This window comes from uncultured Erythrobacter sp. (genome assembly GCF_947492365.1).
Classification (GTDB): Bacteria; Pseudomonadota; Alphaproteobacteria; order Sphingomonadales; family Sphingomonadaceae; genus Erythrobacter.
In genome coordinates, this window is record NZ_CANLMB010000002.1 from 744,662 (window position 1) to 766,544 (window position 21,883).

The window sequence follows — 21,883 nt, forward strand, 5'->3', positions numbered from 1 at the left end:
CCCCTGGATGCCGCCTCTTCAACTTGTGCGCCCTGACTTCAAACTGAACATCAGTGGTGCGAGTGGGAACATTTCCTCGTCACCCTGGTTCGTCGCTTCGATCTTCTGAATGAGTTTTCCAAACAGCTTCTCATTACTGGCGGCTATCCGTGCGAGGATCGCAAAGGCGGCTTCTGCGCACTTGGTCTCGGCGTCCGGATCGTTGAGATACATGGCTGCGAGTTTCGGTTCCAACAGCGCCTCTTCGAGCGCCGTGACCGCCGCCCGGATCAGGCTAACGAGTTCGGCGATGGCAATGTCTTGCGCAGGATCGCTGATCGTACCCGAAAGCGAAACCGCGTTCATGCCACAGAACAGATTGACCGAAGCAATCGCCCTTTGTGCGGCAAGGCCCTTGTCCACGAAACCCTTGATCAGTTCTTCGATCTCTTCGCTGCCTTTGGTCCCACCCAGCGTCGCATCTTTCATGCGCGTCGAGATTGTCGCATGCATCAGGCTGCCCGCTCCGAAGGTCACGCCGACAACCGGATCTTTGCGGGTTTTGCCACTGGCCAAAGTCTCGCTGAACCAGCTCTTTTGGATTGCAGTGCGAGCATAGCCCGAAGTCGCACTCATCCAAGCCTCGCCGCTGATTCCGCCGGCGCATTCAAGCAGCGAGCCTTTCTCAAGTTTGAGCGTCGAATTGTCGGCAAGATTCAGAATTGCTGCGGCCTGATAGCGCTTCTTACCGGTGAGACCTGCGACATTGCTCGAAAACTCGGTTAGCGCCGGGCCGCACAGAACTGTCCAGAGCATCTGATTGAGGTAGGAAAGGTGTCGCAATGTCCATTCAGCTACCTTTTGGCGATCTATAGGGTCGCCAAGACCGATGATCGCATCGCCCTGAATAATCGAAGCCCTAAGCCGTTCCAGCCGCGAGGCCATCTCACTGCGCAATTCGACAACCGCCCTTTCTTGCCGCGTCTTTAGAAACGCCTTCACTGCGTCGCCGCCGCTCGCCAGTGCGCCAACCCGCGCGTTGCAGAGGGCGTAGAATTTCTGCGAGTTTGAGAGGAGTTTCTGGTCAGTGAATTCTAGATGAGTGAAAGGTGAGGGCAGGCTCTGGCGAACGAGTTGGCCCCTGCCGTCCTTCCGCCTGGGTGTACCGAAGACTACATCGCCGAGCAAACGCGGCCGTGATCCGTCGGGATCAGAAGGTGTCCATTTCTCGGCGCGACCGTGCCCCTGTTCCAACAGCTTTGCACAGGTGCGTTTCTCGTCGAGGTCCTGAACGTCACCCGATGCAAAGCGCAGTCTTAATCCGGTTCGCGCCCGCGGATCGCTGATCTTGGTGCTGCCGTGCCACTCGGTCAGATGGACATGGCCTGAATTGATGTTGCAATCCCCGCACTCGGTACATTCGCCCTTGGTATCGGCGTTGCCCGAACAGCCCGCGAATCCGATCACGTCGCCGGGATTGACCGTCCGGCTGCGCCCTTCGAAGCGCGAAAGGTGGCCATAGGAGAGCTTCCGTCTTCCGTTGTCGAAATGGATCTCGGCCCGATTCCAGATGCCATTTGGTTCCGCCTCGCCCGAACGGCATACCAGCGTGCCCTGAATGATCGCGCAAACTGGGGTCTCTAGAGGGTGTGGGGCAAAGGGGGCGTAGATGTCGAGTGCGCCATGGTTCGGATTGCGACCTGTCGGCGTGCTCGAGCCCGGTCGCCAATCTTGCGGGGAGCCGCTGTCTGTGTCTCCGGCGTAGAGTCCGCGAAATTCTCCGTCGTAATTTCTCCTGTCGACTTCATACTTTAATTGAGTCGGATACTCACCATCTACGAACAGAGGCACGCCTGAATCGCCAGCTTCCGCTTCTCGTATTGGCATGATTCCCCCCGAATCATTAGTTAGCGCTTATCATACTGTGTAACAGTCCCAGGCCATACAAGGGATTATTTGTGACACTGTCCATAAGTCGAGTTGTGTCTAAGTGATTATCTAAAAGGCATGACCGATAATCGTTGATGCGGGGTGGCAACTTGCGAGCATGGTGCGTTCGACTGTTCGACCGGCCTGCGGCCTGAGCATCACAAAGCGCGTAGATTGCAGATGACTACCAAAGTCCGTGCGGAGCTTTTAAGTCAGCTTCTTGAACTCGGACAGTCTAAACCTAGCTGATCGACACGGGAAGCCGACTTTAGGCTGTGGGTCCAAGATATGTTCTGCCTTCGATCCACCAGTCGGTCGGATTTCAATCTTAGCGTGCGATGCGACCTGGCTGCCAACATTGTTCAGTTTCTATAAGAACCTGGAGTTCTGGAAGTCCATTTGCGAAAAGCACGATGGAAATTGGCAGGGGCAGAAAAGCCAGTGTCATACGCGATCTGTTCGATGCTGTTCTCTCCATGTTGAAGCGCGCGGATCGCGATATCGCGGCGCAATCCATCCTTGATTTCCTGAAAGGAGGTTCCTTCCTCGCTCAATCGTCGATTGAGTGTTCGAGGTGTCAAAATCAGCGCGCGGGCGGCGTCGGAAAGCTGGCAGGACTGCCAATGTGAATCGTACAAAAATGCCCGCACCCGCAAACTGTTTTTGTGCGCGCGCGAGCCGGTGAACATCCAATCAAGCGGAGCACGTTCGAGAAATGAATGCGCCTCTGCCTTGCTGCGGCGAACGGGGCGGACAAATTCACGTGGGTCGAACAGGATGCGAGTTCGCGGCGCAGAAAAGTGCACGGTGCAAGGAAAGACAACGGCATAGTCGGCTTCAAACTCTGGACGCGGAAAGGCGAAATGCACCTCTTGCATCGGCGTCTCGGTCCCGCCCAGCCAAGATAACAGCCCATGCGCAAGCTTGAGCAAAAGCATATGCCCAAACCGCTGAACGCGCGTTTCGTGATTATAGGGAACCAAGGTCAGTTCCACTCGTGCCGGCTCGCTCGCCAATTCGAGGTAAAAATCGTCCAGCAAGAGGTTCCAGAAGGTTGTGAAACGATAGAGCGCCGAGGTTAGGCTCGTTGCTTCGCGCTGAACGCTGACCAGATGTTGCAAAGCGCGCGCTCGGATTGGTCGGCTCCAAAGGCCCATCATCTCATCGCCAGTTTCGATCGCTGCGAGCTGATAAAGCCGTGTTATCTCGTCCAGAGTAATGCGCTGCGGCGTGGTTACCGCGCTCGCATCAATCCCGGACCGCTTGAGAAGCGATGAAATCTGGGCAGGCGTGCAGCGCGTGCCCAACGCTTCGATCCAATCCTTGATGAAAGCAGCGGAAACCGTTGTCAGAAACTGGGGGTCGTGACGGCTCACAAATTCTCTTCCGCTGCGAATCTTGGCGTAATCGGATAGGATTTTGGCGAATTATGAGCTTTTCGACAAGCTGAGTTGGGTGAGATGACGCGAAGGCATAATTGAAAAGAGGAAATCTGCTTTGTCAGTTTCGGCGTCACTCGCTCTCAATTTTTCGCATCACACAATCACATCCGCGCAATTCGCACAGGTATCGCAAGAAGAGGAATGAAAATGGACGATGTCGTTAATCCCGCCTCATATGAAAATCTGGAATTAACCGAGCGTCCAGGCGGTCTTTACATTCTCACCGTGAACCGGCCGAGCAAGCGCAATGCGCTGAACGTTGCAACGATCGAGGAACTGATCCGGTTCTTTAGCGGTGCACGCCAAGCCGGAGTTAGGGCGGTGGTGCTCACCGGTGCGGGAGATCACTTTTGCGCTGGGCTTGATTTGATCGAGCACTGGAAGGCGGATCGCAGCCCCGATGATTTTATGCATGTCTGCCTGCGCTGGCATGAAGCCTTTAACAAGATGGAATATGGCGGGGTGCCGATCATTGCGGCACTCAAGGGTGCGGTTGTCGGCGGCGGGCTTGAACTGGCAAGCGCGGCGCATATCAGAGTGATGGACGAGACGACCTATTTCGCGCTGCCAGAAGGTCAGCGCGGCATCTTTACTGGCGGTGGTGCCACAATTCGCGTCTCGGACATGATCGGGAAATACCGGATGATCGACATGGTCCTGACCGGGCGAGTGTATCAGGGGCAGGAAGCCGTCGATCTGGGGCTGGCCCAGTATATTGTGGAAGGCGGATCGAGCCTCGAGACAGCGATGGAAATTGCTGAGAAGGTTGCGCAAAATCTTCCGCTTACCAACTTCGCGATTTGTTCTGCGGTGAGCCATTTAAACAATATGTCGAACCTCGACGCTGCCTTTGCCGAAGCGGTGGTTGCCGGCGTGGTCAACACGCAGCCTGCGGCGCGCGAAAGGCTTGAAGCATTCGCCAACAAAACCGCCTCGCGCGTGCGGCCCAACAGTTGATCCAATCTTAGATCGCAGCACCAAACGCTGCACATTTCGGGACTGCCTGCTGCGACCGAGCATCGATAATAGGGAGCTTTCTCATGCGAATGTTGTCACAATCGCGTCGGTTGCGCCAAACTCCTTTTACGCCCGGTGTCGAGAATGCCGGAGTGACGGCTTACACGGTCTATAACCGCATGCTTTTGCCGACCTTATTCCGAGATATTGAAACGGATTATCGGCACCTCAAGACATATGTTCAGGTCTGGGATGTTTCTTGCCAGCGCTCTGTCGAAATTGTGGGGCCGGATGCGGCAAGCCTGATCCAGAAACTCACCCCGCGCAATCTGCAAAAGATGCAAGACGATCAATGCTATTATGTTCCGATCGTCGATGAGAACGCCGGTATGCTCAACGATCCGGTCGCGATCAAACACAGCCAAGATCGCTGGTGGTTATCGATTGCCGACAGCGATTTGCTATTGTGGGTCAAGGGACTGGCCTTGGGCGCCAAACTGGATGTGCAGGTGTTCGAGCCCGACGTATCCCCGCTTGCAGTGCAAGGGCCGAAGGCTGAAGAGCTGATGGTGAGGGTTTTCGGCGAGGCTGTGTGTGACATTCGCTTCTTCCGTTATCAGCGCCTTGCATTTGAGCAGATGAGCTTTGTTGTGGCGCGTTCGGGATATTCGAAACAAGGAGGTTTCGAGATATATGTCGAGGGTGGCGAACACGCGATGGGCGTTTGGAATAGGCTGTTTGGGGCAGGCGCCGATCTGAATGTTCGCGCAGGATGCCCCAACCTAATCGAGCGGATCGAAGCCGGTTTGCTCAGCTACGGCAACGATATGACGATGGAAAATTCGCCACTCGAATGCGGCCTTGGCAAATATTGCGCCGGACCGGACGACACTATCGAATGCATCGGACAGCATGCTCTTGAGACGGAACGCGCGAATGGTCCTTCCCGGCAGATCCGCCCGATTTCCATTCAAGGCGATCCGGTGCCCCCTTTGCATGCAGCTTGGGACTTACTCAAAGATGGCATCAAGGTCGGGCAGGTGTCGTCTGCTGCCTGGTCACCTGATTTCAGCACCAATGTTGCCATCGGGATGGTCGACGCCGAACACTGGCATGCAGGAACAATACTAGAGGTAAGAACCCCCACCGGCGATCGCCGAGCAGAAGTGCGATCGAGTTTTTGGCTGTGACTGCGTTTGCTCCCTGGAATTGTTCTATCATTATTTAGATGAAAGAAGCCCCGTCGTGGCGAGGGTACGGCAGACCAAACACCAACCATTCGACCAGTGGTTTCCAAAGCATCAGAAGCAGATGAACAACGTTTAACTCAATCTCTTGAAGAGCCAGGAAGGTCATAATCATCGTCGTCAGAAAGGTATGATAGCTAAAGGCTTCTTGCCCCGCGCTAACCTCAACAGGCGCACGGAGCCGGAATACTCTCAACCAAGAAATTTGGCATTCTCAAATTTCGGCTCTCACAAGTTGTTTCGGAAGGACACTTTCAAGCCCTGATAAAGCGAGCGTGTTTTCTCCCATTTCGAAACTATCTTGTAAGCTCTCCATGCCGCGAAAAGGAACACGGTCCCTGCGCCGACATCGCAAAGTATCTTCACGACTGGCGCCACCGCCCTTACCAAGCCAATCGCAGGTAAGAAGAAGAACTCGAGTTCTTACGGTACTCCTTCGCCGTGCTCGCTTTCAGTCGGAGTGCGATGTGCTCTTCGTCGAAGCGCTTGGCCTTCTCGCCAGCAAAAGCTCACCCTTCGCGCACGCGAGCCAGGAACGTGCGAACCTGCGTGCTCAACGTTGCTGCCTGCGTCTCAAGCTCATTCGCGCTGCTGAGCACTTGATTGGCGGCGATGCCAGTGGAGAGCGACATTTCGCGCACATCATTGATGTGATCAGAGACTTGCTCGGTTCCCCGCGCTGCGCGGTCTATGCTGCGTGCCAGTTCCTGACCTGCGACCGATTGCTGATCCACAGCGCTGGCAATCGAAACCGAAGTTCCCTCCAGCTGTTTTACCTGTTCGGCAATCGCCTTCAGCGCCCCGACACTATCGTCGGTCGAAGCCTGCATTGCGCGGATCTGGCTGGAAATCTGCGAGGTCGCGCGGCTGGTCTGCATGGCGAGCTCCTTGACCTCGCTCGCGACAACAGCAAATCCCCGTCCCGCACCGCCGCCGCGCGCTGCTTCGATCGAAGCATTGAGTGCGAGCAAGTTCGTGCGCTGCGCAATTGTGGAGATTAGCTGGACGATATTGCCGACCTGTTCGGCCGAAGTCGCCAGTTCGCAAACCGTGGTATCGGCTTCTTCGGTTGCGTCGCGGGCGAGCCGAGCCATCTGACTTGAGGCCGCTGCCTGCCGGCTGATCTCACCGATCGATACAGCAAATTCGTCGCTTGCCGCAGCAGCGGACGCGGCACCTTCGCTGGCTTCGTCCATATGATCGACCAAGCCTTCGGCTCTTTTGCGTGCTTCATTGGCGGTGGCTGCCATTTTTTGTGCAGTGCTTCCCAACTGTCCCGAAGCCGAGGCCACGCTGGCGACCACTTCGCCGACAGTGCGTTCAAGCTCGAGGGCAACTTCCTCAAGAATGGCTGCCTTGCGTTGCTCGATTTCACTTCGCTCTGCGGCGCGTTCTTGCTCAAGTCTAACTTCCTTAGCCGCCTGTTCGGTCCGTTCATGGGCCCAGATTTCAAGCTGCTGGTTCCCGCGTTTGAACAAGGCCAATGCACGGATCATCTGACCGATCTCGTCCTTGCGTTCCTGCCCTTCAATCTCGAAGTCGCGATTTCCGCGAGCGAGTTTCGTCATGCCATCGGAGACTTCGACGACCTTGCGGCTGAAATCATGCGACAGATATCGCAGTCCTCCGACCAGGATCACGAATGCGGCCAACGCAAGAATAATTACAAGTATCAACATGTTGCGGAAATATGCGAGCCCTATCTCCTGATTTTCGCGGCGCAGTTCATCAAATCGATCGGCAACCTCGCGGGCATCGATCAGAAAGCCGTCTCCAAGCGCTGATAGCGTTCGACCAAGGCGGTCCATACGTTCGGGGCTCTCGCCGCCTTCCTGCGCACTCGCTGCTCTGGAGAAAGCAACATCATAATTTTCAAGGGCAGTGCGGATCTGGGCGACGTCCGCGGCGTAGCCTGTCATGCCTTCGCTCCTGCCTGGTGCAGTCATCTGCTCCAGCGCGGCAATGCGCGCTTTGGCTGCTTCGTAGGCTTCGCGTTGCCGGTCCAGAATGGTCTCCTCTCCGGCAAAGAGATACCGTACCGTATTGTAGCGCATATCGCCTGCGACCATGCGCAATTGCCGCGCTTCGTTCATGGCGTCGCTTGCACTCACTGCTTCGGAATAGCGCAACCAGCCTTCGCCAAGCGCGAGGCCCAGAACCAATGTCATGGTAAAACTTATGCCGAAGAATGCTCCGAAGATCGCGTGGACCTTCGCCCTGATCGAGAGGTTGTGAAACCACCCAAACCGGTCAATGCTCGCGTCGCCTGCGTCGCGGTCTTCGATAGAGTGCTGATCAATTTCAAAGCTGCGCGACAGGTCGTCAGAGCGGATCGGTGTCGCCTGCTCTTCCAGCTCGTCCTGCGGCGTCATCATATTCATGAAAACTCGTTCCCTGCGCTCTTGATGCACAGCCACATGGCTGGTCCTCACGAGGCCGAACGCGCCCGCAAGCACACGAGCGTCCTGAACGGTTTTCCTTTATAATACTTTGTGAGAACCCTTGCGGTTTACCGCAAGATCAGCGCCTTCAACTCACCCGGCTTTCGCGCACTTTGGCGAGGAATCGGTTCACCTGATCGCGCAGGACGGAGGCCTGTTGTTCAAGCGCGGTCGAGCTGGTGAGCACCTGGCTGGCGGCCGTTCCCGTGGAAAGCGACAATTCGCGCACTTCCTTGATGTGGTCGGCAACCTGCTCCGTTCCGCGTGCCGCAAGGTCGATGCTGCGCGCCAGATCCTGTCCGGCAACCGATTGCTGATCCACTGCGCTGGCGATCGAAACAGAGGTTGTTTCAAGCTGTTGCACTTCATCCGATATCGAGCGCAATGCGTCGACGCTGGCGCTGGTGGTGCCCTGCATGGACTGGATTTGCTCCGCAATCTGTTCGGTCGCGCGGCTGGTTTGCATCGCGAGCTCCTTGACCTCGCTCGCCACCACCGCGAATCCGCGGCCCGCCTCGCCCCCGCGCGCAGCTTCGATCGAAGCGTTGAGCGCGAGCAGGTTGGTGCGTTTGGCGATGGTCTGGATCAGTTCGACAATCTGCCCGATTTGCTGAGCCGAATCTGCGAGGGCCGAAATCGTTGTATCGGCTTCATTGGCAGAGAGCGTGGCCTTGCGCGCCAGTTCGGCCGACGACGCTGCCTGACGGCTGATCTCGCCGATCGACATAGCAAACTCGTCCGAAGCGGCTGCGGCGGCTGTTGCGCCAGCATTGGCTTCTTCCATTGAGCTGGCGACATCCGAGGTACGCTGCGCGGATTGTTCCGCGCTCGAAGCCATCAGGGTCGAGGTTGATTGCAACTGGCTTGATGCGCTTGCAACGCCGCTGACCACATCGCCGACAGTGCGCTCGAACTGGTCTGCAATGTCGCGCAAGGCGGCCTCGCGCTCACGTTGGGCCTCGTCCTGTTGCAGTTGCAGGCGGGTGGTCTCCTCGAGTTCGCTGGTGGCACGGTTGGCGCGCTCTTCGTACATTTTCTTGAACTGCACACTGGCACGGCGCATCCGTTCGGCGACTTTAGCGAGCTCCCCATATTCATCGCCGCGCTGCTGATGGGGGACAACGATTTCGTTTTGACCGTCGGCGATGCGCGTCAGGCAGTCGACCAACTGGCGCGATGTGCCGATGACATCATTCTTGATCGCATTGAACAGCGCAAAGGTGAGGCCGAGACTGGCGACCACACAGCCGATCAGGACGTAGCGCAAAGTGTCGACCGCGCTCGCTGCACCGGCCAGATCGGCCGATTGTGCGGCAGCCATAATCTTGCTGATCTCGCCCAGGCCGTAAAAGGAAAAGGCGGCGGTGGCACAGACCAGCAAAAGCGGTGTACCGATAGTCAGCATAACCTTCTGGTTGGTGCTGCGACCGCGATACCAACCGGTGAGCGCATCCACGCTTTCGTCATAGACAAATGCGTCATTGCCGACTGTCGCGTAGCTTGAGTCGACGTCGAATTCGTAGTCGGTTTCGACCTTGATTGTTTCTGGCTTGCTCATGCTGCCGTTCCACCCATCCCTGAATTTGCGGACGCCTGCCGTCCGTTTTGCCGTTGAACGGCAAGTGCCTGATTTTCTATCAGGTCGTTGATTTCGCTTGCTGGCATGGCTTTGAAGAACAGCCAGCCCTGAATTTGATCGCACCCTGCCAGGCGCACCATGTCGGCCTGCTCGCGCGTCTCTACACCCTCGGCGGTGACACCCATTTTGAGAGCGCGGGCGACCGCGATGCTCGACAGCATCATGGCGCGGCTGCCTTCATCCTCGCCCGCTTGCACCACAAGGCTGCGGTCGAGCTTGAGTTTTTCAAAGCGGAACTGGCGCAGGAAACCGATCGAGGCGTATCCGGTCCCGAAATCGTCGAGCGAGATACGCACGCCGAATTTGCGGATCACATCGAGGCTGCGCTCGGCCACGACCGGATCGAGCACCAGGCAGGTTTCTGTGACTTCGAGTTCGAGCATCTCGGCCCGAAAGCCGGTTTCCTCAATGATCTTGCCAAGCTTGATCGGAAATTCCGGGTTGCGCAATTGCGCCGCGGAGATGTTGACCGACAAGGTGATGCCATCCCACTTCAACGCATCGGTCATGGCCCTGCGCAGCACCCAAAGGCCGAGCGGGTTGATAATCCCCGATTCCTCGGCAACCGGAATGAATTCATTGGGACCGATGGCGCGCTTGTCTGCGCGGTTCCAGCGCAGCAGCGCCTCGACTGCGACGATCCGGCCTTCATCGGCATCGACCAGAGGCTGATACAAGACCGAGAATTCGTTCTTGGCCAATCCGCGGCGAAGCTCGTCTTCGAGCTCGCGCACTGCCTCGCGCCGCTCATCAAAGCTGGCATTGAACCAGGTGCAGCGCATCTTGCCGCCGCGTTTTGCCATCGACATCGCGACATCCGCGCGGCGCAGCATTTCGGAGGAGGGCACCGGCTCTCCGGTGACGCTGCGGGCAAGGCCGATACTGGCGCCCACTGCGATGTCGTGGTTTCCTACGCTGATCGGGTTTTCCAACCTTTCGAGCAGGGTGCGGCACATCCCTTCGAGGATGGTTCCCGCCAGCGGCCCATGCAGGACAGCGGCAAATTCGTCTCCGCCAAGCCGGTAGCACTTCGCTTCCCCGTCGCAGATCTGCTTGAGCAGCTTTGCGCATTCAAGGATCAGGCGGTCTCCGATTGCATGGCCGAAATGGTCATTGACCTGTTTGAACCGGTCGAGATCAATCAGCGCGATTGCCACTTCGTCGTCACGGTCCGCAAATTCGGCCATATCGGCATGCAGCGCTCGGCGATTGGGCAGGCGGCTGAGATCGTCTTTGATGCCCAGTTCTTCAAGTTCGCGAAAACTGGCCATGCCGCTGCGGCTTAGAAGGAATATGGTTGAGGCGTAGATCAACGCACCTGCGACCAGCAAAGCAGCCGGAGAGGCAAATTCGAGCCGGTCGCTGGCAATTACGACCAGCGTCACCAGCGCGAACACCAGCGACAAGGTTGCCAGCGGCACCAGCACAAGGCCCCAATGGGTCAGGCGCAAAGGCTTGCTCTTGTCGGGCACTCGGGATCCTTTGGTTACGCGAAAACACGCAGAAGCTTCGCGAAGTTTCCTAAAGACCAATGGCAAATTTTTGGTAAAACCACGTGTCATGGCTTAGTGCTTCCCCCGGATGCGGGGTTAATGGACCGGCCCGATTGCCTAGGCCAGCGCCGCATTCGGGCTCAGCTCGTAAATGCTGGCCCGGCCCTTCGACTGGGCAAAGGCGCGCGTGTGGCCGATGACCGTTTCGCCCGCGCCGATCATCAGCAAGCCGTCCCCTGCCATCGCACCAGCCAGCTGGGTGAAGGCTTTGGTGCGAATGTCAGCGGGGAAATAGAGCAGGACATTGCGGCATAGAACCAGATCGAAACTGCGCCGGGCAGGGGGCATATCCAGGACATTATGCTGCTGAAAACGCGTTATTTTCCGCAAATCGTCCTTGATCTGCCAGCCACCGGGCGTGTCTTCGAAATGGCGCAGCATCTGCGTGACGCCGAGACCGCGTTGCACTTCGAACTGGCTGTAAAGGCCTGCGCGAGCGAGCCGAATCGCGCGGTGGGAAATATCAGTCCCCAGAATGTCGATCGTCCACCCGTCCCATTTCTGCGGCTTTTCAGCGAACATCATGGCGAGCGAATAGACTTCCTGACCTGTTGAGCAGCCCGCGCACCAGATCGAAATCCGCTTTGTCCGCGTGCGCCGCTCGGCCAGTTCGGGCAGGATCGTTTCGGGTATTTGGTCGAAGGTTGGCTTGTCGCGGAAAAAATAGGTTTCGTTGTTGAGCAGAGCCTCGACGACTTCGGTGGCAAGGTCGAGATCGTGCGAGCGCCTGCGCGGCAGATCGAGCAGGCACACCAGTTGATCAACATTGTCGATGCCATGCTTGCGAAACACACCGGAAAGCGCGCTGCTGGCGCGCCAACGGCGGCTTTCGGTGAATTGCTGGCCGGTTCGCTCCGACAGCAGGTCAGCGATGATTTCGAGTGAGGCCTGGCTGGTTTCCATACGGGATCAGGACGAGGCCTGGTCCCTTGCCGGCTTCCATGATTTGATAAACTCGCTCACCATTGCCGCGCCCAAGGCTTCGGGAGAGGCGACATAGCTGGTCAGGCCCCCTTTGGTGACAGCACCGGGCATGCCCCAGACTGCGCTTGTATCGGCATCTTGCGCCCAGATGGTGCCGCCGGCTGCGCTCAATGCGGAAGCCCCGTCAAAACCGTCGCGGCCCATCCCTGATAGGATGACTGCAATCGCATGGCCGTTGCATGCTTCGGTCAAGCTGGAGAGCATCGGGTCAACCGATGGCAGGCAGCCCGAGATCGATGGGTCGGCCGAAATTCGTGTGACCAGACTGTCACCCACTCGGCGCACGATCATATGTCCGTGACCGGTCGCAATTGCGATTTCGCCGCGGTCGATTTCGGTGCCATCTTCGGCGATCCGGGTTGTGCGTCCGCTGGCGACTTCGATCTGGCGGGCAAAGACCGGAATGAAAGAGCTGGGCAGGTGCTGGGTGATGAGGATCGGTAGATCGAATTCCTTCGGCAACTGACGCAGCAGGATGTTGAGCGCGTGAATGCCTCCGGTCGAAGCGCCGATTGCGAGCACTTCGGGGTGCTTCGTCCGTCGGTGCTGCTGAGGGACAGCAGCGACTCTTGCGGCGCCAGAACTGGTATTGGCCGGTTCGGCATCGCCCGCATTGTTTTGCGTGCCCAGCGCGCGGACTTTGTCGAGCAGCAGGCTGCGATATTCATCGTTAAACCCGCCCGGACGCGGTTTGAGCATCGTATCCGCCGCACCGCGCGACAGCGCCTCGATGGTTGCTTCCGCCCCGTCATCGGTCAGCGAAGAGACGACCATGACCTGCGCGGAAGGCGCGGCTCTGAGGATTTGCGGCAAGGCTTCGAGCCCGCCCATTCCCGGCATTTCCAGATCGAGCAGGACCACATCGGCGTCGGCATCGGCCAATTGAGCGATACCGCGTTCGGCACTGCTCGCTGTGCCAGCGATTTCCATCTGCGGATCGCTTTCGATCATCCGCTTGAAGATCGTGCGAACCGTCAGCGAATCGTCAATCAGCATCACCCGGATCGCATCAGCGGGGCGCAGCGGCTGGGCACCGGTTCGAAGGCGTGTGGAGGTCGTCACGGAATTCATGCAAATCCCACCAGCTGCAATTTGATCTGGAGCGTTTCGTGATCGAAGGGCTTCATCACATATTCGTCCGCGCCTGCGCTAATCGCCTCGCGGATATGCGCGACGTCGTTTTCAGTGGTGCAGAACACGACTTTGGGTTTGTCACCGCCTTCGCGCTGGCGCAGCTGGGTGATGAATTCGATCCCCGTCATAACCGGCATGTTCCAGTCGAGCAGGATCACGTCGGGCATGGCTTCGGCGCACACTTCCAGCCCGTGCTGGCCGTTTTCGGCCTCACTGACGGTGAAGCCGAGTGTTTCCAGAATATGTCTCGATACCCGGCGGATCACCCGCGAATCATCGACGATTAGACAAGTTTTCATGGCGATCCCTTTGGGTTTGCCTTTCAGCTGAACACGGCAGCTTTAGTGGGAGAAGGTAAGTTTAAAATTAAGCAGCCACTCCGAGTGCTTCAGGGCCGGCGATCAGCAGCGACAGATCGATCAGCAAAGCAGGGCCGGCGCTGGTTTCGACCATGCCGGTGGCAACGCGCGACCATTCCTTGCCAAAGCCGCCGGGCACGCCTTCGGGTTTGCCGATGGCGGTGGTGATATCTTCGATGGAATCGATCCGCAGGGCGTAGAAATGCCCTTCGACCAGCACGACGATTGCGCGGTCGTCGAGCGACCATGAAGCCGGGTCCAGCCCCAGCGCGCGGCGGCAATCAATCACGGTCAGCGCCTGACTGCGCATCGCGGTGATCCCTTCGATGAAGTCGGGCGAGCACGGAACCGGCGTAATCGCACCCATTTCGATCACCGATTTGACATCATGCGCAGGGAACGCGCAGCGGCGACCTGCGATCTGAGACATGACCAGCAGTTCCTGCATCAGCTTGCTCCTCCAGACGCGCAGGCCCGTTGCAGTGCTGCAACCAAACCGTCGCGGTCATAGCGATAGACTGTGTCGCCCTTGCCCTTTGCTTCGGGCCCTTCGCGCAGGCGCACGACCGGCGTGTCGAAGGTCATGTCGAGCGCGCTCGCGGCTTCGAAATCCTCGTCGAACCAGATCGCGACGTCGGCTTCGTCGTCCTTCTCAACCGCGATTTCATATCCTGCAGAGGCGATGAGCGGTGCGAGGAAATCGCGCGCCCAATCACTGTCGGGCAGGCGGCAAACTGGCAGATTGGCTGCGACGGGCGCTTCCCCATAGCGGGCAAACAACGCATGGCCATCGAGCAGTGTGATGGTCTGGTTGTCGATCAATGTGATCCCTTCGACCAGCGGGTCGTCGGCAACGGGTTTGATGGCTCCTGAAATCTCGGTCGCATCATCAACTTCGCGCACCGCCTGAAGCAGTTCGCAATGGCCATCGGTCAGGCGAAGCAGGCGAATCTTGTCGGGCGGGGCGGTGGCCTGATCTACGCCGATCAGCGGAAGGATAACTCCGTCGATCACTGCACGCGGCTGGCTTGTGCTGAAATCGAGCGCGCTGACCGGTGCGGTTTCGATCCGCTGCACAATTTCAAGCCGCACAGCAGAGCGCCGTCCGGCAAAATCGGTGAACAGCATTGCGCGGCTGATATCTTTGACTTTGCCTGAGCCGGTGTCATCGGCGGTTTGCAGCACACGCTGGCGGGCATCGGAAACCAGCCCGTATTCGTTCGCCACATTGGTCACGTCGAGCAACAGGACCGGCTGACCATCTTCGAGCAGGCTTGACCCTGCATAAAGGCCGCTTTTCATCACGGCGGGGGCCAGCGGTTTGACCACCAGATCACCATGCGAGTGGATCTGGTCCACTGCGAGCGCGAACAGATCGCCGCTCGCAAGGCGCAGCATCACCATTGTGCGCTGGCCTTCCTCGATATTGCTTGGCGGCAGGCTGAGTACTTCGCTCAGCATCAGACACGGCACACGCTCGCCGCGGAATGTCACCAGTGCTGTCTCGCCGACATGCGCGAAGTCGAGCGCCTTGGCTGATGCATGAATGATTTCTTCGACATAGCTTTGCGGGATCGTAAAGCGCTGCTCACCCGCTTCGACCGTCAGGCCCGCAATGATGCTGAGCGTGAGCGGGATTTGCATGGTGAAGAGCGTGCCGATGCCCGGCGTGCTGGTCACTTTGATAGAGCCGCCCACGCGTTCCAGATTGTCGCGCACGACATCCAGACCGACGCCGCGCCCTGAGACATTGCTGACTTCCTCGGCGGTCGAAAAGCCCGGCTCGAAGACCAGATTGAGGATCTTCTCGCGGCTCATTTGCTTGCATTCAGCCTCGGTCACAAGACCGGTGGAAATGGCTTTTGCGGCGATCTTGTCTTCGATCAGACCCGCGCCGTCATCGCTGATGACGATAGAAATCGTGTTGCCTGATTGGCGCGCGGCAATCGATAGGAGAGCAATCTCGCGCTTGCCGTTCGCCAGCCTTTCAGACGGGCTTTCGATCCCGTGATCGATGGCATTGCGGATAAGGTGGGTGATCGGATCGCGGATCGTCTCGATCATTTCGCGGTCCAGTTCGACATCGCCGCCTTCGAGATCGACTATAACCTGCTTGCCAAGTTCTGCCGCCAGATCGCGCACAAGCCGGGGGATCGAGCCAAACAAGGTCTCGATCCGCTGCATCCGCATGCGGGTGATCGCGTCGCGCACATCGGCAAGGATCGCGGTGAGCCGTTCAAACGGGCCGTCAATGGTTGGCTGGGTGCCGGCCTGCCGCAGGCGGTGGGCCAGATCATTGCGCGCCAGCACCATATCCGAAACGCCGCTCATCACCCGGTCAAGCAGGTCCACGGGCAGGCGGATCGAGCGCTGGGCGATGATCGCCTCGGATTTCTTCGCGGCAGGCGCTTCGGCGCTTTGCGGATCGAGGATTTCGCTGGCAGGAGCATGCGCCGGAGCGCTCTCCACAGCCTCGGCAGGCTCGGCGCCATCGGCAAGCGCTGCAATCAGCGCTTCGTCGCCGCCCTCGGCGAATTCCTCACCCGCTTCAATCGCGTCGACCATCGCGACAATCCGGTCAATGATGGCGAGAACGGCGGATACCAATGCGCTGTCGGGTTCGCGGCGACCCGCGCGGCAATCGGCCAGCGCGTCTTCGGCAGCATGGCTTAAATCGGCTAGGCGGGGGAAGTCGAAGAAGCCGCAATTGCCTTTGACCGTATGGACAAAGCGGAAAATGGTGTCGATGCGCGCACGGTCAGTGGGGTCAGCTTCCCAGGCGATAATCTCGCCCTCGCTGGCCTCCAGCATCTCCCGCGTTTCTGCGACGAAATCCGCCAGCAGTTCCTCATCCATGCCACACGTGCCCCTATTAGAGTAGCGTCGCCTTATGGATGGAGATGGTTAACGAAGAGCTACTATGCGCCCTGGCAGCGACGCCGGGCGCGCCGAAATGGCGCGCTAACCATGCCTGCCTGATGCGTTCAGATGCGGTCGGGCGCGCGTTTGCCCAGAACCCAGTAGATCAGGACCAGCCCTGTCAGCCCGCCGAACAGATTGGCGGCAAGCTCCGCTGAATAGATCGCCTCGCTGCCCCAGCTGGCGACCATGACCCAGGCAAAGGGCAGCATCACGAGGAACACGCGCATTGCCGATTGGGTGAGCGCGAATGCAGACTTGTCGACTGCGTTGAGGATGCCATTGGCCACGATCAGCAGGCCGAAACCGGCATAGCCCCATGCGGCGATCTTCAGATAGAGCGCGAATTCGGCAACCACTTTCGGGTCTTCGGTGAAGAGGAAGGCAAGAAACTCGCCGCCCGCGACCATCGCGATGGCAATGCCGAGGCCCCAGACAATGCAGAATCCAAACGCGTAAAGCGCCGCCTGCCGCGACCGATCATAAAGGCGCGCGCCCCAGTTCTGGCCAACAATGGCTCCGATAGACCCAGACAGAGCGAGCAGCGGCACCGTGGCAAAGCTCTGCAAGCGCCCTGCTGCGCCAAAACCCGCAACCGCCGCGCCGCCTTCCAATGCAACCAGCGCGGTCAGGATCGACAGGCCGATAGGGTTGATCGCATTGGAAAAGGCCGCTGGGCCGGTCACGCGCAGAATAACCACTGCAGGATCGAGCAGGTCGGTGCCCTTGAGCAGCGCAATGTCGAGCGCAATTCCGGCCTTGCGCACCAGCATCAGCGCTACAATCGCACCGACTGCCCAGCCGATAATGGTCGCATAGGCCGCACCGACAATCCCGAAACCTTCAAACCCGAATGCTCCCGTTATCAGGATCGGATCGAGCACCCAGTTCGCGGCCGCGTAGGAGATTGAAACCGTGCTGGTCTTGCGCGCTTCGCCCTGTCCGCGCAGCACGCCGTTAAAGCCCATGATTGCAAAGATCAGCGGAAAGCCGAGCGCGAAGGGCTGCATATAGATCCGGATCAGCGGCAGCAGGTTTTCCGGCGCATTCATCAGGCGGAACAGCGGATCGCTGAGTGCAAAGAGCGCCAGTCCCATCACCAATCCTGCGAAGATTGCGAAGCCCACTCCGAAGGTTGCCCGCCGTGCCGCGCGCGTCTCGTCCCCTTCGCCCAGCGCGCGCGCGACGACCGAATTGATCCCCACCATCACGCCCACGCCAAGTGATGTCAGCGCGACCGAGATCGGGAAAATAAAGGAGATTGCTGCCAGCGCATCGCTTCCCAGTTGGCCGATGAAATAGGCATCGACGAGGCCGATCGACATGATCGCCGCGACACCGATGATCGCAGGCAAGGTCTGCCCGACGAGGTGGCCGGTTATGCTGCCCTGCGTCAGCTTGGCACTGGGTGCTGGTTCGGGCCGGTTGTCACTGTCGCTCATCTGCCTGTGCGACTAGCCGTGCAGCGCAGCGGGGGGAAGCGAATTTCCCGTTCGCGCGCGCATTTCCCCGAAGTTCTTGTGCGCCCCCCGTTGGCCATGCGATAAGGAGCGGGAAATTGACAGATTCCGTGGGAAAGGCACTCATAATGGCAACGCAGCTCAAGCAATCCGAAAGCCTCGAAGGGCAGGTCAGCAAAGAGGAATGGCAGGCTCGCCTCGACCTTGCCGCATGCTACCGCATCTTTGACCACCTCGGCTGGTCGGAATCGATCTACAACCACATCTCACTGAAGGTTCCGGGCGAAGAGAACACGTTCCTGATCAACCCGTTCGGGCTGCTCTATGACGAAGTGACCGCTTCGAACCTCGTCAAGATCGACGTCGAAGGCAACAATGTCGGCGGATCGCCCTATATGGTGAACAAGGCTGGCTTCACCCAGCACGCCTATTTCCACAAGCATCTGGGCAGCCGTGCTGACGCGATCTGCCACGTTCACACAACCGCGACGATGGCGGTGTGCAGCCACAAGGACGGGCTGGTCCCGACCAATTTCTACGCCTGCAACTTCCAGAACCAGATAGGCTATCACGATTTCGAAGGCGTGACGGTTCGCGAAGAAGAGGGCGAGCGGCTGGTCCAGAATCTGGGCAATCATTCGATCCTGATGCTGCGCAATCATGGCCCTGTCGTGATGGGGCATGACATTCAGAGCATGTTTGTGAAGATGTGGGCGCTCCAGCGCGCCTGCGAAATTCAGGTTGCGACGCTCTCGCAAGGCGCGGCCAATGTCGTCCCGCAAGAGGTGGTCGATGTCCATCAGCGCGATCTGCACGTCATGCAGTCGCAGGGCGGGCAGGGCGTGTTCGATTTCGAAGCGTGGAAACGCCGGGTCGACAAGATCGACGATAGCTGGCGCCGCTAGGCTGGCCGCAACTTTACAATGAAGGTGCGTTCATGCCGCGCATGACGATCAATGATCGCCCGGTCGAGTTCGATCTCGATCCCGATATGCCGCTGCTTTACGCGTTGCGTGAGGCGGCCAATCTCACCGGCACGAAAAGCTGTGGTGGGGGCGATTGTGTGGGCGCGTGCATGGTGCTGGTCGACGGCACCGCGTTGCGATCTTGCCGGATAACTCTGGCCGAGGCTGAGGGGCGCTTTATCACCACGATCGAGGGACTGGCGCGTGATCGCTCGCACCCGATGCAGCAGGCGATGGTGGCCGAACAGGCGATCCAGTGCGGGTTCTGCACGCCCGGTATTGTGATCGCAGGCGCGGCTCTGCTGGACCGAAATCCCGCACCCAGCCGCGCGGAGATTGACGAAGCGCTCCAGAATCTGTGCCGCTGCGGGGTCTATCCGCGGCTGGTGCGGGTCGTGCAGCGCGCGGGCCGTGTGATCCAGCGGCGCGAGACGATCAGTGCCGTTCCCGCTCCCGGTATCGGCGCGGAGGACGCAGCGCAGCGCGTGCCTGCACTGCGCGTGCCCGAAGCCTCAACCGAGGAAGACTAGAACCGCCCCGTAATCGCAAAGCGCGCATTGAACGGCGCGCCGACGCTGGCCTGATGGGTCGCATGACTGTTGGGGAAATAGAGCTCGTCGGTGATGTTCTCGATATTCACCTGCACGCGCAGATTGTCGGAAACCTCGTAATAGGCGGAGGCATCAAGGCGGGTGTATGAGGGAAGAACCGCATTGTTGCCGTTGTCGATGAAGCTTGAATCCTGATGGGTCAGGCCAAAGCCGATACCGAAGCGCTCGGTCACTTCGACGCTGTTCCAGATCGAGAACATGTGTTCAGGCAGCTCTCGCGGGCGAAGGCCGGTCGGGCCGAGCCGGTCAACCTGCTCGCCATCGAGATAGGAATAGCCGGCCGAAACGCTCCAGCCCGGCATGATTTCACCCTGCACCTGCAGTTCGACGCCTTCGATCGTGCTGTCGATCACATCGAGCGTTGAGGGGTCATTGTCATTGGGCTGGGGCGAACTTTGCTCGATCTCGAACACCGCAGCTGTGATGCTGAGATTGCGCGCGGGATCCCACTTCACACCGGCTTCGAGATTGGTGAAGGTGTCGGGAGCGAGCGCGTTGTTGCTGCCATTGATGTTGGCAAATTGCTCACCCGAGCGCGGCAGGAAGCTCTCCGAATAGCTCGCATAGATCGAGAGATTCTCCTGCGGCTTGAAAATCAGACCGCCGCGCGGGGAGAATTCCTCATCCTTGCGGGTGCGCAGGTCGGATGCAGGGACGTTGAGGACCTCGATGTCGAAACTGTCGAAACGTCCGCCGACAACCACATGGAGCCAATCGGTCAGCTCAATCTCGTCCTGGATGTAGAGCGAGAGAACATCGACTTCGACCTGAGTGAAGTCGTTGAGGTCTGCGGTGAAGTCATTGCGCGTAGTCTGGCCGGCTGCGTTGACTCCGATGCCGCCGCGCAGATTCAACGGACGGGTGATCGAAAAGACCTCGTTATCGTCCTGCGTCTGGTCCCAGAATGCGTTGAAGCGGTCCTGATCGGATGATGTGTCAACATATTCGCCGCCGACCAGCAGCGTGTGCTCGATTGCTCCGGTTTCAAACTCGCCAACCAGATTGGCCGAAAGGGTGAGGTTCTGCCGCTGCGTCGTGTCGACATAGCCGTCGGTTGTGACAACATCGGGGCTGTTCGCCTGATCGTATCCGCTGGCGTAGAAGTTGGAATAGACTTTGTCGTAGTCACCGAAGGCGACGCTCACCAAACCCTTCCAATTGTCGGAGAATTGGTGGGTGACATTGGCGCGCAGCAGATGCGCAGTCAGCGTGGTGAAGTTCAGCTCCGGATCGCCGAAAGTGATGTCGGCAAAGGCCTCGACCGGGCGGCCATCGCTGCCGGTGGGGATGCCGCGATCGATAAAACGGTCGTGGTCGGCCAGCTCGTAAGACAGGTCGAGCACGGTGCGCTCGCCAAGCAGGATGCGCGCGGTCGGGTTGAAACCGATGCGTTCACCGCCAAAGAAATCGCGGTGGTTTTCCAGGCTCTCATAGGAAGCGTTTACCCGGAAACCGATCACGTCGCTTTCGGAGATGTTGAGGTCGCCCTGGACCGAATATCCGCCAAATGTATCAACCGCGATCTGTGCGCTGCCGAAACTGTCGCCAAGCTCGCCCTTTTTGGTCACGCGGTTGAGGATGCCCCCTGTGCCACCGCGCCCGAACAGCAGAGCGTTGGGGCCGCGGAGGATCTCGACCTGCTCAAGATTGTAGAGCCCGCGATAATATTGAACGTCGTCGCGCACCCCGTCGATGAAGAAGTCGGCGGTGGAGCGCACGCCGCGAAACACGATCGAATCGCGGTGCCCTTCGCCTTGTGAAGTGCTGACGCCGGGCGTGTAGTCGATGATCTCGCCAATGCTGGTCCAGCCGCGTTCGGTGATATCTTCCTGCGATGTGATCGTCAGGCTTTGCGGAACGTCGATGATCGGGGTTGGGGTTTTGACCGAATTGACAGCGGAGGATTGCAGGACGTCGCCGGTGACGAGGATATCTTCGCCCTGAGTCTCTATGATCGACGTTTCCATGATCGGGCCGGGCTGGAACACGGTTTCGCCCGATTGCGGCGCGCTTTCTTCGGCGAGTACAGGGAATGCAATGCTGGCGCAGCCGAGGAGGAGGGCGCTGCGCGAGAGGGTGTGAATCATCGTGTTCCTTCCAACTGATGCTGGAGTCGCTATTGCAACCTATTCTCAAGTGCAACCTCAAACTGCGAATTATTCGCAAAAAGAGAAATTGTGGCGATTTTGCCGCGCTTGCGTTAGCCGGAGCGAAGAGATCAACGCGGCGCGATTCCCCAAGCATCTGGGACTGCGGGAGCGCCG

At 58.7% G+C, this 21,883-nt stretch carries 16 protein-coding genes; 4 read left to right on the plus strand and 12 right to left on the minus strand.

Features of this window, described 5'->3' with window-relative positions:
• Positions 1 to 18 precede the first annotated feature (18 nt).
• Together Q0887_RS14760 and Q0887_RS14765 are read right to left on the minus strand one after the other, a co-directional pair.
• Positions 19 to 1,866, minus strand: a complete 1,848-nt coding sequence (locus Q0887_RS14760; RefSeq protein ID WP_299196663.1) for a M23 family metallopeptidase — start codon at positions 1,864 to 1,866, stop codon at positions 19 to 21.
• Between the two features lie 404 nt (positions 1,867 to 2,270).
• Positions 2,271 to 3,284 (minus strand): AraC family transcriptional regulator, encoded by a 1,014-nt coding sequence (locus tag Q0887_RS14765; protein ID WP_299196664.1) that lies wholly within the window; start codon positions 3,282 to 3,284, stop codon positions 2,271 to 2,273.
• Between the two features lie 213 nt (positions 3,285 to 3,497).
• Between Q0887_RS14765 and dmdD the strand changes: the two genes are divergently transcribed.
• The gene (gene dmdD / locus Q0887_RS14770; protein WP_299196665.1) at positions 3,498 to 4,307 is read left to right on the plus strand and encodes a methylthioacryloyl-CoA hydratase; all 810 of its coding nucleotides are present in this window, start codon (positions 3,498 to 3,500) and stop codon (positions 4,305 to 4,307) included.
• An 89-nt stretch (positions 4,308 to 4,396) separates the two neighbouring features.
• A complete protein-coding gene (locus tag Q0887_RS14775; RefSeq protein WP_299196666.1) occupies positions 4,397 to 5,497 on the plus strand; it encodes a dimethylsulfoniopropionate demethylase in 1,101 nt (366 codons plus the stop codon).
• A gap of 566 nt (positions 5,498 to 6,063) precedes the next feature.
• Here Q0887_RS14775 and Q0887_RS14780 read toward each other — a convergent pair.
• The 9 genes from Q0887_RS14780 to Q0887_RS14820 all read right to left on the minus strand — a co-directional run bounded on the left by Q0887_RS14780 (position 6,064) and on the right by Q0887_RS14820 (position 18,025).
• Entirely contained in the window at positions 6,064 to 7,935 is a 1,872-nt protein-coding gene (locus Q0887_RS14780) for a methyl-accepting chemotaxis protein (RefSeq protein ID WP_299196667.1), read from the minus strand.
• 148 nt (positions 7,936 to 8,083) lie between these two features.
• Positions 8,084 to 9,553, minus strand: coding sequence for a methyl-accepting chemotaxis protein (locus Q0887_RS14785; RefSeq protein WP_299196668.1), 1,470 nt, complete (start codon positions 9,551 to 9,553; stop codon positions 8,084 to 8,086).
• Positions 9,550 to 11,106: a bifunctional diguanylate cyclase/phosphodiesterase gene (locus tag Q0887_RS14790; protein ID WP_299196669.1), complete on the minus strand. Its 1,557-nt coding sequence runs from the start codon at positions 11,104 to 11,106 to the stop codon at positions 9,550 to 9,552. The genes Q0887_RS14785 and Q0887_RS14790 overlap by 4 nt, the downstream gene beginning before the upstream one ends.
• Before the next feature lie 138 nt (positions 11,107 to 11,244).
• Entirely contained in the window at positions 11,245 to 12,090 is an 846-nt protein-coding gene (locus Q0887_RS14795) for a protein-glutamate O-methyltransferase CheR (RefSeq protein ID WP_299196670.1), read from the minus strand.
• A 6-nt stretch (positions 12,091 to 12,096) separates the two neighbouring features.
• The gene (cheB, locus tag Q0887_RS14800; RefSeq protein WP_299196671.1) at positions 12,097 to 13,233 is read right to left on the minus strand and encodes a chemotaxis-specific protein-glutamate methyltransferase CheB; all 1,137 of its coding nucleotides are present in this window, start codon (positions 13,231 to 13,233) and stop codon (positions 12,097 to 12,099) included.
• 5 nt (positions 13,234 to 13,238) lie between these two features.
• Positions 13,239 to 13,604, minus strand: coding sequence for a response regulator (locus tag Q0887_RS14805; protein WP_299196672.1), 366 nt, complete (start codon positions 13,602 to 13,604; stop codon positions 13,239 to 13,241).
• Between the two features lie 67 nt (positions 13,605 to 13,671).
• Entirely contained in the window at positions 13,672 to 14,112 is a 441-nt protein-coding gene (locus Q0887_RS14810; protein ID WP_299196674.1) for a chemotaxis protein CheW, read from the minus strand.
• The gene (locus Q0887_RS14815; protein WP_299196676.1) at positions 14,112 to 16,520 is read right to left on the minus strand and encodes a chemotaxis protein CheA; all 2,409 of its coding nucleotides are present in this window, start codon (positions 16,518 to 16,520) and stop codon (positions 14,112 to 14,114) included. The genes Q0887_RS14810 and Q0887_RS14815 overlap by 1 nt, the downstream gene beginning before the upstream one ends.
• Before the next feature lie 128 nt (positions 16,521 to 16,648).
• On the minus strand, positions 16,649 to 18,025 hold the full coding sequence (locus Q0887_RS14820) for an MATE family efflux transporter (protein ID WP_299196678.1): 1,377 nt from the start codon (positions 18,023 to 18,025) through the stop codon (positions 16,649 to 16,651).
• A 146-nt stretch (positions 18,026 to 18,171) separates the two neighbouring features.
• On the opposite strand from Q0887_RS14820, the gene Q0887_RS14825 reads away from it, so the two are divergent.
• Positions 18,172 to 18,948: a class II aldolase/adducin family protein gene (locus Q0887_RS14825; protein WP_299196680.1), complete on the plus strand. Its 777-nt coding sequence runs from the start codon at positions 18,172 to 18,174 to the stop codon at positions 18,946 to 18,948.
• 32 nt (positions 18,949 to 18,980) lie between these two features.
• On the plus strand, positions 18,981 to 19,538 hold the full coding sequence (locus Q0887_RS14830) for a (2Fe-2S)-binding protein (protein WP_299196683.1): 558 nt from the start codon (positions 18,981 to 18,983) through the stop codon (positions 19,536 to 19,538).
• Here Q0887_RS14830 and Q0887_RS14835 read toward each other — a convergent pair.
• Complete coding sequence (locus Q0887_RS14835) at positions 19,535 to 21,706, minus strand: TonB-dependent siderophore receptor (protein ID WP_299196684.1); 2,172 nt, start codon at positions 21,704 to 21,706, stop codon at positions 19,535 to 19,537. The genes Q0887_RS14830 and Q0887_RS14835 overlap by 4 nt on opposite strands.
• Positions 21,707 to 21,883 lie beyond the last annotated feature (177 nt).